General features: G+C 55.8%; 9 protein-coding genes. 2 read left to right on the top strand and 7 right to left on the bottom strand.

Translation table 11 applies throughout. From position 1 onward, the window contains the following. Positions 1–8 precede the first annotated feature (8 nt). From ASU33_RS13675 to ASU33_RS13645, 7 genes are all read right to left on the bottom strand, one after another. Entirely contained in the window at positions 9–599 is a 591-nt protein-coding gene (locus tag ASU33_RS13675) for a L,D-transpeptidase scaffold domain-containing protein (protein WP_149867215.1), read from the bottom strand. A gap of 190 nt (positions 600–789) precedes the next feature. Next, positions 790–2,229, bottom strand: coding sequence for a L,D-transpeptidase family protein (locus tag ASU33_RS13670; RefSeq protein ID WP_059071375.1), 1,440 nt, complete (start codon positions 2,227–2,229; stop codon positions 790–792). A gap of 126 nt (positions 2,230–2,355) precedes the next feature. Continuing rightward, positions 2,356–3,054: a tetratricopeptide repeat protein gene (locus tag ASU33_RS13665; protein ID WP_149867214.1), complete on the bottom strand. Its 699-nt coding sequence runs from the start codon at positions 3,052–3,054 to the stop codon at positions 2,356–2,358. Positions 3,055–3,324: 270 nt separating this feature from the next. Then, on the bottom strand, positions 3,325–6,024 hold the full coding sequence (locus tag ASU33_RS13660) for a DNA gyrase/topoisomerase IV subunit A (RefSeq protein WP_286130559.1): 2,700 nt from the start codon (positions 6,022–6,024) through the stop codon (positions 3,325–3,327). A gap of 794 nt (positions 6,025–6,818) precedes the next feature. Next, positions 6,819–8,684 (bottom strand): PAS domain-containing sensor histidine kinase, encoded by a 1,866-nt coding sequence (locus tag ASU33_RS13655; protein ID WP_059071373.1) that lies wholly within the window; start codon positions 8,682–8,684, stop codon positions 6,819–6,821. A gap of 117 nt (positions 8,685–8,801) precedes the next feature. Further along, the gene (locus tag ASU33_RS13650; protein ID WP_059071372.1) at positions 8,802–9,266 is read right to left on the bottom strand and encodes a BLUF domain-containing protein; all 465 of its coding nucleotides are present in this window, start codon (positions 9,264–9,266) and stop codon (positions 8,802–8,804) included. Positions 9,267–9,469: 203 nt separating this feature from the next. Further along, a complete protein-coding gene (locus tag ASU33_RS13645; protein WP_059071371.1) occupies positions 9,470–11,401 on the bottom strand; it encodes a DNA topoisomerase IV subunit B in 1,932 nt (643 codons plus the stop codon). Between the two features lie 210 nt (positions 11,402–11,611). Between ASU33_RS13645 and ASU33_RS13640 the strand changes: the two genes are divergently transcribed. Further along, positions 11,612–12,805, top strand: a complete 1,194-nt coding sequence (locus tag ASU33_RS13640) for an AI-2E family transporter (protein ID WP_078063119.1) — start codon at positions 11,612–11,614, stop codon at positions 12,803–12,805. A 148-nt stretch (positions 12,806–12,953) separates the two neighbouring features. After that, positions 12,954–13,427, top strand: a complete 474-nt coding sequence (locus tag ASU33_RS13635) for a ferritin-like domain-containing protein (protein ID WP_059071369.1) — start codon at positions 12,954–12,956, stop codon at positions 13,425–13,427. Positions 13,428–13,546: the final 119 nt, after the last annotated feature.

The raw sequence follows: 13,546 nt of genomic DNA, 5'->3' as shown, positions 1-13,546 counted from the left end.
GCCCACTGCTACCGAACGTAGCTGCGGCTTTGGGGCTGCACGGCCAGAATGGTTTGAACCATTGCGGTGGGGTTGGCAACGCTTTTGGCTACTATACCAGCCGCATCAAAGCCATTTGCGGCCCATTTCTCAAGGGGCTGGGTGGTATAGGGCTCCAGTCGGCCACTGTGCAAGTGCGTGATGAAACTAAGCATCGCAACCGTGAGGCGCAGGTCTAGCTGAATGCGGCGCTCAGTGGCTGTGTAACGGTCTTCACCATTGGTAGTAGAGGCAGTGTGGCTTGCTACCAGCTCGCACAAACGTGCAGTAAGGTAATCGTTTGAAATAAGGCCAAACTCTGGCGCACGCTTCAGCAAGCCGACGGCGGCTTGGGCAAGGCTAGCATTGCCAAGGCTATCCGTCCAGATGGGCTGGTAACCAAAGGTGTTGTAGAGCTTATTAACCGGAGCCGTGGCGATGCTGGAGCGCAGCAGCACTGTATCCTGCTTAATGGCTTGCTGCAACGAGAGTGTTACTGCTCGCGACTTACCAGCGGCGGACAAAGCCGCAACAAACAGCAGAACAAGAACCGAAACGAAAGGCAGACGAAGAACACGCATTCCAACCCGAGTAGGCAGCTGATGCAAACCCTATTTGCCGGGCTTGTTGCTGCGCTTCGGTACGAAGTGCGCGATTTTTGAAGAAAACTTTGAGGTGAAATAGGTGAACGAGCACTAGCACTTTCCGAAGCTCCTGTTTGCCCATTCGAAGAAAAGAGCCCGGAGCAGCATGCTTGGTTGAAGCACCGGCTTACTTATCCGCGGCAGCAGGATATTCCTGACTGGCTTGCTGCAAGGCTTGCAGGATTAGTGCATCACGCTTATAGATATCAGGGACAACCCGCAGCTCTGGCCCGCTATCGGCGTGGCAGGTTTGGTAACGGATGTAGATTGGAATAGGGTTGCGCAAGGCGAAATATTTGCTGTAGCCCCCGTAAACGCTGTCCCACATTCGCTCGATTTGCCGTGGAGCCTTGTCGCCGTAATCGCGGCGCAGCAGAAAAGCGGCTAGCTGAAAAGGCTTTTCTAATCGGATGCAGCCGTGGCTAAGGGCGCGCCTAGGTACGTTGAACAGCTTTCGGACAGGGGTATCGTGCACGAAGATGTCGTGCGGGTTAGGGAACCGGAACACCACGTTGCCGAGGGCATTGTCGCAGCAAGCGGTTTGCCGAACACTATATCGAAACGTTTCGGGTGTTATTTGTTTCCAGTCGACCTTAAATGGGTTGACACGCTCGCCATGCTGATTGTATAAGACGTAATTATGAGATGCCAAGTAGCCGGGATTCCGACGCACACGCGGCAGTATCTCATTTAGAGCGATAGAGCGCGGCACCTTCCATTCGGGGGAAGTTTGAAAGAAGCGTAGATGGCTGTAAACCTCAGGCGTAGGAGTTTGGGCATCGCCAACAATCACTCGAAAGCTGCGCACCACCTTGGCCCCTCGCACGATTTCCAACGTGTAGGCCGGAATGTTTACGAGGAGGTAGGCCGAGTCGCCCCTAGGTTCCCAGCGTAACCGCTCCAGGTTAACAGCTACTTGACCTGCTACCTTGCGCGCTGCGGCGGTGTCGGCGCGCAGCAGCTTCTGCCAAGCCCACTGCAAGCGGATGTAGCTGCGAGTGGTGGGCTGCAAGGCCGCCACTTGTTGGTTTAATTGGTTTAATTGCCGAGCACCTAGCAGCCATTGTACGGGGTCGAACACCGAATCCGGCTCACAGGTGGTTGGCAGCAGTGTTTGCGGGTGCACCCTACCCCGCCGCAAGTGCGCTCCGAGTTCCAGCAAGGCTGCTGTGAGCTGCAATTCGACGGCTACTCGGCGGTGCAAGCGTACTTCCGAATCTGGGCTAATAGCAAAAGAATCGAGGTTAACCGCCAGCTCTTGAACTTTATAATCAATTGATTGGAACCCAAATTCCGGTGTGCGCCGCAGTATTTTTAAGCCTTCTTTCGCCAATGCGGTAGCACTCTTGTCGGTTGTCCAGCTAGGCTCAAAATTCAGCGCTGCGTAGTACCGAAGCACTTGTGCATTAAGGGTAGCCGGCAGTGCTGAGGCTGACTCGTTCGATAAGGTTTGTTTGATGAGTGCAGTAGTGCCCTCATTGGTTTGCGCTTGGGTATAAGTCGCCCAACAAAGCAACAAGCCCAGCCCCACGAATCGAAGCCAAGAAACAGGTAGCAAGTGGCTCATGAAGGCCAGGCAGCGGGAAATTGACCCCAATCTGCTTGTTCTAAAATAACCTACGGCACCGCAATTTTCTTGAATATGCCAAGATTAAATTGAAGCTCGCCGGTAGAGTAAAGCCCAGCTACTCGGCTAACCTTTCTCCAACTCGTCGAGCAAGCGGCGGCAACGACGGCTCATTTCCAGCTCCTCACTCGTCATGGGCAGCAACGAAGCGGCTTCTTGAAGCACTTGCATGGCCGGCTCACGCAAGCCCTGGTTGGAGTACACGCGAGCTAAATCGTAGCAGTATTGGATGCGGCAAGGATCCAATGCGCGGGCTTTGCGCAACGCATCCATTGCTTTGGTATTCGAAGCGCCGGCAGGTGTGCCGCCCAAGAAAACCCGGTAATACGCCCGCTCAACCAAGTTCAGGTGCGCCACGCGGTAATTCCAACGGCCGAGCACCTGCCAGGCATCGGGCAGTTGGGGGCTGTATTCCACAGCCCGGTACACGTACGGCTTCATGCTTTTGTAGAGGCTAAGCCGATAGCGGGCACTCTGCACGGTAGCCTGTTGCGCCAACGACAAAGCCACAGCGTAATTAGCTTCGCCCCCTTTGGGGTTCACAGCATATGCCCTATCGGCGTACTGACGCGCGGCGGTGTAGTAAGCACCGCGTTGGCTTTCATCGGTGTAGCGGCTGCCGATACGGGCGCTGAGCACCGCTGCCTGCCAAAGGGCTTCGTAGTTGCGCGGAAAAGCACCTAGGATTTGCTCGTACCGGGCCAGCGCAGCCGATTCGCGGTACTGCTGCTGCAATGAGCGGGCCTCGGTTAATAAGGCTGGCACATCAAGCGTTGAGGGAGGCTCGGTCTTAACGGGGTCGCCAGCTCGGGCACTCTTCGCCGCACACAGGCAAGCCCCCCCTACTACCAGGAGGCGCGGCAATGCAGCAAGGCGGCAAGCAAACTTCCGAAGCATGTGTGACTCGTTGCTGATGAGTGTGCGTAAGGTAAGATACGCAAACACTTCCGAAAAGCTACAAAAACACCCCAGCCCGGTTGGGCTGCCTGTGCAAAGCAGCCGCCGGGCTGGGGTGTTTGGCAAGCGAGAGTCGGTCTAGAACAGCGTCATCTGCGACTTGGGCTTGCGCTGCAGCAAGGCTTGTGCCCGCTCCACTTCTTCCGCCGAAATCTCAACGGGCCCTAGGTCTTCGGGTAGCTCTTCAGCTTCGGCAACGGGCACAGGCGCGGCTGGGCGCGGAATTGTAGCCGGGCCTTTTTTCTTCACCTGCTGCTTGCGCTCGGGTTCAGGACCTTCGTCGGTAAGCAACTCCACGCTGAGTACCTTGAAGTAGTTGAGCTTGTTGCCCATGGCCTTCCAGCCTTTCACGTCGATGAACTCGTGCAGGTGAATGCGCTCGGTCAGCTTCTCCCCTTTTTTCTCTTTCTGCACTTTTACTTCAATCTCGGGCACCACCCCGCAAGTGGCGCAAACCAACTGCGTGCCTTTGGTTTCCGGGATAAACAGGAAGCGTTTGCCTACGGTACTCGTCTCAATCCGGAAACGCTTGATGTAGTGCAGCTTCGATTCGCCCTCGATGTACACCGTGTTAATCACCGTGTCGGGCTCAAACTTGCGCAGCAACACCATGTTGCGCAGGTCGAAGTGAATAGCCGGGTCGGGCAGGGTTAGCTCGTACGAGCCATCCTTGTACACAGCCAGCACCGTCTCGTCGGTATCAAAGGTACCCAAGAAGCGGCCGTGCCCACCGGTGTTTAGGCGGCCCACTACCTCGTCGAAGAACACCTCGCGGCCACCTAGGGTCGAGTCGCCCTTCGATTTCTGCGTAATTTTCTTTAAGGGCTGCTTCGTCACGATGTTGCCCATCGAGCCTTTGCCTTTGATGGCGAGTTCGGCAAAATCGAAGTCGAACTGCTTTACGCGGGCCGGTGCTTTATCCGACAGCTGCACCGAAACGATTTCCGACTCGGAGTTCGGGTTAGCCGTGAGGTACAACACCTTGGAGCCTTTGCCGCCCTTGGTGAGGTCGTACGACTTGTCGCGCGTAATGCCCGTTACGAGGAAGCGCTTGGCGTAGCTGATACCCGACGGTCCATCCTGATAAATCATGTTGTACACCAGGCGGTCATCGTTTTTGTTGTAGATGCCTACGTGCAGAATATCCTTCCCAACGAAGGTCTTCTCCGCAATCTTGGTTACTACAAACGTACCGTCGCGCTTAATGGCAATAATATCGTCGAGGTCGGAGCAGTCGCATATTAGCTCCACAGCCTCGTCCTTTTTCAAGCCGTAGCCCACGAAACCGTCCTGGCGGTTTACGTACAGCTTCTGGTTAGCCACGGCTACTTTCTGAGCGGTTACCACATCGAAGGTGCGCAGCTCGGTTTTTCGCTCGCGGCCGTCGCCGTACTTCTTTAGCAAGCCTTCGAAGTAGCGGATGGCGTAGCGCGTGAGGTTGGCTAGGTTGTCGGCCACTTCGGCAAGCTCCACCTCCAGCTTCTGAATGTATTCATCTGCCTTAAAGCCGTCGAACTTGGAAATGCGCTTGATGCGGATTTCAGTCAGGCGCGTGAGGTCGTCTTCGGAGATGGCACGGCGCAGCACAATGCGCGTGTCGTTGGCCTTTTCCTTTTCGCCTTCTATGCGCACGTACTTCTTCAGGCCCGCATCAATGGTCTGCAGAATATCCTCCCAAGTCTCGCACTCCTCAATTTTGCGGTAGATGCGGTTTTCGATGAAGATCTTTTCGAGCGAGGCTGCATGCCATTTCTCCTGCAACTCATCCTGCCGAATCTCAAGCTCACGCTCCAGCAACCGCACCGTTTTGTGGGTGCTGAGGCGCAGCATGTCCTCCACCGACACAAAACGGGGCTTGTCTTCGATGATAACGCAGGTGTTCGGCGACAGCGAGATTTCGCAATCGGTGAAGGCGTACAGCGCGTCCATGGTCAAATCAGGCGACACGCCGGCTGGCAGGTGCACCTGAATTTCCACGTGGGCCGCCGTGTTGTCGACCACCTTTTTGATCTTGATCTTGTTCGCCTCAGAAGCCTTTACGATGCTCTCCATCACGCCCGTAGTGGTGGTGCCGTAGGGCACATCGCGGATGATGAGCATGGTCTTGTCGACCTTCTCAATGGTAGCGCGCAGGCGTAGTTTGGAGCCGCGCAGGCCGCCGTTGTAGTTCGTGATGTCGCAAAGGCCGCCCGTTGGGAAGTCGGGATACAGCACAATGTCGCGGCCCTTAAGCACGTCGACGGAGGCCTTGCACAACTCGCGAAAGTTGTGAGGCATGATCTTGGTACTCAGGCCTACGGCAATACCCTCGATGCCCTGCGCCAGCAACAGCGGAAACTTGACCGGCAGCGTTACCGGCTCGCGCTTGCGGCCATCGTAGCTAGCCTGCCACTCGGTAGTATCGGGGTTGAAGACCACATCGAGCGCAAACTTGCTGAGGCGGGCCTCGATGTAACGCGGCGCAGCGGCACCGTCGCCGGTGCGCACATCGCCCCAATTGCCCTGGGTTTCAATGAGCAGTTCCTTTTGCCCTAGGTTCACGATGGCGTCGCCGATGGAGGCATCACCGTGCGGGTGGTACTGCATGGTTTGGCCGATTACGTTGGCCACTTTATTAAAGCGGCCATCGTCCATCTCCTTCATGGCGTGCATGATGCGGCGCTGCACGGGTTTGAGGCCGTCTTCAATGGCGGGCACGGCACGCTCCAGAATTACATAGGAGGCGTAGTCCAGAAACCAGTTCTGGTACATGCCGCCAATGCTGCTGATGTCGTGCACGGTTTCGCCGGGGGTGAAATCGGCCTCCCCGAAGGCAGGTGCTTCCTCTTCTTCGCCCGTAGTTTCACCTAGGGCTTGCTCCTGCTCGTCGCCTTTGGGCAAATCATCTTCCGTTGCCAAAGCAGCCTCACCGGTTAGTTCAGCAGCGTTGGCAACATCGGCCGGGGAATCGGCGCCAAACTCAATTGTGTCGCCGACGCCAAACAACTCGGCGGAGGGTTGACCGTTCTGGTTCAGGTCGTCGGCGGCGGGGATGTGGTTGTCGTCAGACACTCGTGGGGTGTGGCTTTGGCCACGTTATGTTCTTGTACCTCTCTTCGGCAGCAAACCCACTGCCGAAGGCTTCTCAAAACAACACCTCAGCAGGTTTAGTGCGAAGGCAATAGTTGTAAAAACTAGCTCATGGGCGAAAGCAAAAGCTACTGATGAAACGTAAAGGCGCCGCCAGCTAGGCAAATGCAGAACTTCGGCTAAGCGCGACGCCGGTACGTTACCCGGCCACCCAATAGCCTTCAAAATTACCGTTTGCCGCGCAGAGCACAACAATTAGCAAGGCTTTGTACGCGAATAAAGTTCCTAACTTTTTTAGTATATATCACTTATCAAAACACTTTATTTTGCCTTAAAACTCATATTTGTGGTTCCTATGCTCCGCACCATTACCTAACATAATTAGCATGCACACCTCAGAATACATCAATTTATAGATAAAACACCGTGCGCCGACCAGCTGAGCCGATGCCAAGAACGGCTTCAGCAGAATAATATGCTATTCAGCAAGGGCTTTGCGGCACTTACTCAAACCAGTATACGGTAAAACGCGTCCCCGTACCGGGAGTGCTGTCTACCTCAATATGCCCGCCACGCGAGTTTACAATGCGTTGGAGCAAGTAAAGACCAACCCCAGCCCCGGCAATATGCGGGTGCTGTCGGTCGAAAACCTGGAACATCCCGTCGCCGGCATCGCCTGGTTTCATTCCCAAGCCGTTGTCTTCAACCCGCAGCAAGGGCTTGCCGGTTTCGGAAAGCGCGCTGCTTACGCAGATGCGCGGTTCGCGCAGCGGGCTAGCAAACTTGAGGGCATTGTTGATGAGGTTGTGCAGCACACTACGCAGGTTGGCACGGCCGTAAAGCAGCTTTGGGGCTGCTGCAAAGTTCAGCTCGATGGTGGCGTTTGTTTCTTGCACTTGGGGGCGCATCCCAAGCAGCACTTCCTCGGTAACGCTCTGCAAATCGATGGTTTCGGCGGGGACGTTGAGCTGGCGTTGCTCCTGCACCGTGGCGGCCAGCTCCTGCAAGGTCACATCAAGCTGGCTGAGCGAGTCGTCGAGCATTTCGAGCATTACGCTGGCTTCTTCGTCCTGGAAGGTAGCGGCGCGGCGCAGTTCGTCGAACAAACCCCGCAGGTTGTGCAGCGGCTGCTTTAAATCGTGCGAGGCTGTGTACACAAAGGTGTCAAGGTCGCGGTTGGTGCGGGCCAGCTCGTCGTACTGGGCCTGGAGCACCTCGCGCAAACGGTGCTGATCGTCCACATCGGTACAGGAGCCGAACCACCTAGGGCCGCGCGAATCGGCCAGCTGCCGCGCCCGAATAATGTGCCAGCGGTATTCGCCATCGTTGCGGCGCATCCGAAACAAGCCCTCGTAATCCTCGCCGGTGGCTACGCTGTGTACCCAGCGCCGGGCACCTAAGTTTTGCTCGCTGGGGTGCAGCAACGAAATCCAGCCCGTCGGGCCTAGCTGCTCGCCCGAAAGGCCGCTGTATGCAAGGGTGTGCTGGTTGTAATAGTCGATAAAGCCTTGGGAAGTAGCCGTCCAGATCAGCTGCGGAATACTGTCAGCCAAGAAACGCAGCTCGGCTTCTCCGCGCCGAAGCGCTTCCGATAGCTCGCGCTGGTCGTTTACTTCCGTAACGGCTCCGTGCCAGAACACAGGTTTATCGGGCACGTGCAATTCCGGCAGTGCCCGGCTAAGCATCCAACGGTACTGCCCATCGTGGCGGCGCAGGCGGTACTCGTAGCTCCAACCAACACCGGCTTTGCGTGCAGACTCCGATTGGTACATGACCCGCAGCCGATCGTCGGGGTGAATCAGCAGGGGCCAGATCAGGTTCAGGTCGGCGGTGGTGGGTTGCCCCGTAAAATAATACCACTGCGGGCTTACGTACTCAAATCGGCCTTCGGCATCAACCGTGAAGATAATTTGGGGTGCCGTTTCGGTAAGTACACGCAAACGGGCGTCTAAACGCCGGGTTTCACGGGCCAACTCGTGGGCGCGCTGCTGGGCCAACGCTTGCTGCGTAACATCGAGCACAAAAACCAGTAAGCCTTGCACTGCGTCGTGCTCGTCCTTGAGCGGCTCGAGTGCAATGTCGAAATACCTGGGCACCTCGTCTTCGGCAGCCTCGCTGAGGGCATGCTTAAGGCCGTAAGCCTTGGCCACGAACTGCGTACCCGCTTGGTATACCTGCTGCATCACCTCCACCAGTTCGGGTGTCAGAATATCGACCTGATCGGCCAGCTTCTGATCTTGCAAGGGCTTACCCCCCAGCAACGTTTGCATCGCTTCGTTGGCGAAGCTAAAACGCAGCTCGGGTCCCAACAGCGTGGCAATGCCAGCTGGCACATGCTTCAGAATATGTTGAAGCTGCTGGTGTTGCATAGTGCTGTAATGGGTTACGCCTGGGGCATATCCGCCCTAGGTACAATTAAGCTTGGAAACTGAGGGAATACAAATTGGTACTTGCGAGAAGCCCACGCCGCCGGTAGCAATGCGGTGCTACGCGCCACCCGAACTCAACGTTGGTGCTGCGGAACTAGCACTGCGCTCGGTGTTGAATACTGCTTGGCGCACCAGGTCGAGTATCAAAGCATCAGCAATGGTAAGGGTACTCGGCGATTCGGGCACGGCTTCGGGCAGCAGAAAATCGGTTAGCTCGTGAAAGCCTTGGGGCTCGAGCGGGTGGAAGGCCATCGACCAGCCCGGAAAGCTGCGCTCGGTTATCGGCTTGTCGGCCAGTTTGTGCACGTTGGAGTGGCGCCCATCGCGGGCAATCTTCTCATACAGCGGCCCAATAATGTCTGGCTCTCCTTCAATCAGTTGCGCAATGTTGCCGTGGCTGTAGAACAGGATGCCCGTGACGTTGTGCAGGGCATTGTCGCGGCGACATTGCTCCAGTAGCTCGTGCAGGTCCTGGTCCGATAAGGGCCGGACTGCTCGGCTCATGTAAATAATGTGATTCATGCGGCGGAAAGGGCAACAAGGCAATAGGTGGTGTGAGCCCTACCAAGTTGCGAAAGGCAGCAAGCCAGGTGTGGTATGCTTGCAAGATACGATGGTTACCCCATTACGTTTTCTAGCAAGCTATTTCTACTGTTCCTTCCACAAACAAACAGCCCCGCGCTGAGTGGCACGGGGCTGCAAGCGCAACAGCAATTGCCAAAAGGTTAAGCTAGCTCGGCTTCCAGCACGGTTTCTTCGGCCAACGGAGCGTCGCCGGCTACTAAGTCTTTCTCCATTCGCAGGTTATCGATGATGAAGTTCTGTCGGTCGGGAGTGTTTTTGCCCATGTAATACGTCAGCAGCTTCTGAATCGAGCGGTCCGACTGCAAAATCACGGGTTCGAGGCGGATGTTGTCGCCAATAAATTTGCCGAACTCGTCGGGCGAAATTTCACCTAGGCCTTTGAAGCGGGTGATTTCGGGGTTGCGGCCCAGCTTCCGGATAGCAGCCTGTTTTTCGCGCTCGTCGTAGCAGTAAATGGTTTGCTTCTTGTTGCGCACCCGGAACAACGGCGTTTCCAGGATATAGACATGGCCGTTGCGCACCAAATCGGGGAAGAACTGCAGGAAGAAGGTGAGCAGCAGCAGGCGAATGTGCATGCCGTCGACGTCGGCGTCGGTGGCAATTACCACGCGGTTGTAACGCAAGCCTTCCAGGCCTTCCTCAATGTTGAGGGCGTGCTGCAGCAGGTTAAGCTCTTCGTTTTCGTAAACGATTTTCTTCTTCATGCCGAAGCAGTTCAGCGGCTTACCGCGCAGGCTGAACACGGCCTCCAGCTCCACGTTGCGGCTCTTGGTAATTGAGCCCGAAGCGGAGTCGCCCTCGGTAATGAATAAGGTCGTAAGGGCCTCCTTGTCTACGTCCTTGCCTTCGCTAAAGTGGAAGCGGCAGTCGCGCAGCTTGCGGTTGTGCAGGCTGGCTTTTTTGGCGCGCTGGTTGGCCAGCTTCTTCACGCCCGCCATATCCTTCCGTTCCCGCTCGCTCTGCTCGATGCGCTTTTTCAGCGCCTCGGCCGTTTCGGGGTTTTTGTGCAGGTAGTTGTCGAGGTGCTCCTTCACGAAGTCGACCACGAAGTTGCGCACCGTTAAGGCTCCATCGGGCTCCATCGTAATCGAGCCCAGCTTGGTTTTGGTCTGCGACTCGAACACCGGCTCCTGCACCCGAATGGCAATGGCGCCAACAATGGAAGCTCGAATGTCGGTAGCGTCGTACTCCTTTTTGTAGAACTCGCGCAGCGTCTTCACAATACCCTCGCGGAAAGCTGCTAGGTGCGTACCGCCTTGGGTGGTGTACTGGCCGTTCACGAAGGAATAATACTCCTCGCCGTAGTCGTTGCCGTGTGTCAGGGCCATCTCAATATCGATACCCTTCAGGTGAATGACAGGGTAGCGAATGGCCTCGGGGTCGGTTTTGCGCTCCAACAGGTCGCGCAGGCCGTTTTCCGAGTGGTATTTCTGCCCGTTGAAGTTGATGGTCAGCCCCGCGTTCAGATAGGCATAATTCCAGATCTGGCTTTCCAGAAAATCCGGGATAAAGCGGTAGTTGCGGAAGATGGCCGGGTCGGGCTCAAACGACATCAGCGTGCCGTTGCGCTGCGAAGTTTTCACCGGCTTCGGGTCGCTGATGAGCTGGCCCGCCTGAAACTCAGCCGACTTCATCTGTCCATCGCGCACGCTCTGCACCACAAAATTGGTACTCAGCGCGTTCACGGCCTTGGTACCCACCCCGTTCAGACCTACCGACTTCTGAAACACCTTTGAGTCGTATTTGCCGCCGGTGTTGATCTTGCTGACTACATCGACAACCTTACCTAGCGGAATGCCGCGGCCGTAGTCGCGCACGGTTACCCGCTGCTCGGTAATCTTAACGTCAATGGTGCGCCCAAACCCCATCATGTGCTCGTCGATGGAGTTGTCTATCACCTCTTTTACCAAGATGTAGATGCCATCGTCGGGCGAGGAGCCGTCGCCCAGCTTACCGATATACATGCCCGGGCGCAGACGGATGTGTTCGCGCCAGTCGAGGGAGCGAATCGAATCCTCGTGGTAGCCGTGGTCGGGTGCCGCAGCGGCAAGTGGTAATTGTTCGTCAGCCATTCTTAAATCCTTCAACCCATTTTTGATGTAAAATAACGCAGAAACGAAATGTTTACCGCGTTAGCAGAGCAGCTGGCTTAAACTATTTTTTTTGGCACAACTGCAATATTCCCAACCCCGCTAGCAGAGCTTAGGTTCACCCAAAAATGCGAAAATAAGCTCAGCAATACAACAATAAGACACTTTCTCTTCTCCCAACTTTTTTAGCAAATGTCGCAGTCTACCCATAATTTTCCTGGGCACCCTACTCCAGTTAAGCCCCCCGAAATAAAGTGGCCGCCCGCAGTGCTCTACAGCATGATCCTGCTTGGGTTGGTGTTGCTGGTGTACTCCCTTCGCGTGCTCGATGGCGTGCTGCTGCCAATTTTATTCTCGGTGCTGCTGTCGCTGCTGCTGTTGCCGCTTTGCCGCCGGTTCGAGAGCTGGGGCCTGCCACGCATACTGGCCATTATCTCCTGCATTCTGTTGATATTCTTACTATTAGCAGGCCTTGTATACCTGTTTGGCTCGCAGATAGTGCAGTTCCGCGAAGAGTTACCCAAGCTGCAGGAAAAGTTAGCCGAGTACTTCGACCAAGTGCAGCAGTTTCTGAGTCGCAAGTTCAACATGGAGCCCGTGAGCAAGGATCAGTTGATTGATCAGTCGCTCGACTCGGTGCGCAAAAAAGCCGGCGGCTACCTAGGTACTACCATCAACACCACCACCGGGGTACTAAGCGTGTTGGCTTTGGTGCCCATTTACATCTTCTGCTTTTTGTACTACCGCGACCACCTGCGGCAGTTTCTGTTCCGCTTCGTGTCGCCCGACAAACGCAAAGAAGCGCTTAACACGCTCGATGGCGTGCAAACCGTGGTGCAGGCCTACATCACTGGGCTGCTTACGGTAATCGTGATTGTGGCCGTGCTCAACGCTATCGGGCTGCTCATCCTAGGCGTCAAGTACGCCATCTTCTTTGCGGTGTTCGCCTCCATTTTGGCCGTTATTCCATACATCGGCATTGCCATTGGAGCCACGCTCCCAGCGCTCATCACCCTCGTCGAAACCGGTTCGGTGGCCCGGGCGCTGGCCGTGGTGGGTGTATTTATGGTGGTGCAATTCCTAGAGGGCAATTTTATCACGCCTACCATTACTGGCTCCAAAGTGAGCATAAACCCCATGGCAGCCATTATTGCGCTTATCCTAGGTGGCGAGCTGTGGGGTACGCCGGGCATGATACTTTCCATTCCGCTGATAGCGGTACTCAAGGTCATCATGGATGCCTATAAGCCCCTCGAGCCGTTTGGGTTCCTGCTGGGCGACGTGGCCAATGGCGACGACACCCAAACGCAGGGCGCCTTGGATGGGGAGCCCGGCCGGCCCAAAGGGTTCCGGGGCTTCTGGCATAAGCTCCTCGGCAAAAGCTAAACAGCACAGGCCCAGCAAGCTTAAGAAAAAGTACAACAACAGCCGTAACCCTAAGCCCGACCTGAAAGTATAAGCCCCCTGTAAGCGCTGCTGCTCCGGCGGCGGTGCTACAACCCGCACCATACCAACACCTAAAACCAAGACCGTCATGGCCGCTATTAATTCTGATGCCGCCCGGGCCTTCAACGACCTGGTTGAAATCAATAAAACCGGCGCCAAAGGCTACCAAGAAGCAGCTGAAGGCGTATCCAATCCGCAGCTAAAATCGGAGCTGAGCCGCCTAAGCCAGCAACGTGCTCAGTTTGCCTCGGAACTCGAACAAACTGCCCGCCAGATGGGCGTTGATGTAACCAACGACAACACGGTAGAAGGCGTAGTGGCCGATGCTGCTGCCGCCGTACACCGCGGTTGGATCAACCTCAAATCGGCCATCACGGGCCAAAACGACTCTGCTATTCTGGGCGAGTGCGAAACCGGCGACCAAGTAGCCCTGCAGGCTTACGAAACGGCGCTGAAGTCGCAAAGCCTGTCTGGCCAAGCATCGTCGATCATTCAAAAACAACACGGCGAAATACTGGCTGCCAAAAACCAGATTACGCAGTGGAAAGGCGCCAACCGCTAGGGTTAACCTGGCTGTTGAGAGAAGGGACGGTCTGCTGTGAGGCAGGCCGTTCTTTTTTGTATTTACCCCAACCCTAAGTAGCCAAATATCTGAGTTGGGACTTTTCGGCTGCTAATTTT

This window comes from Solirubrum puertoriconensis, from assembly GCF_001483135.1.
GTDB classification, from domain to species: domain Bacteria; phylum Bacteroidota; class Bacteroidia; order Cytophagales; family Hymenobacteraceae; genus Solirubrum; species Solirubrum puertoriconensis.
Note: the sequence above shows the minus strand (reverse complement) of the source record. Positions and strands in the feature narration are given on the sequence as shown.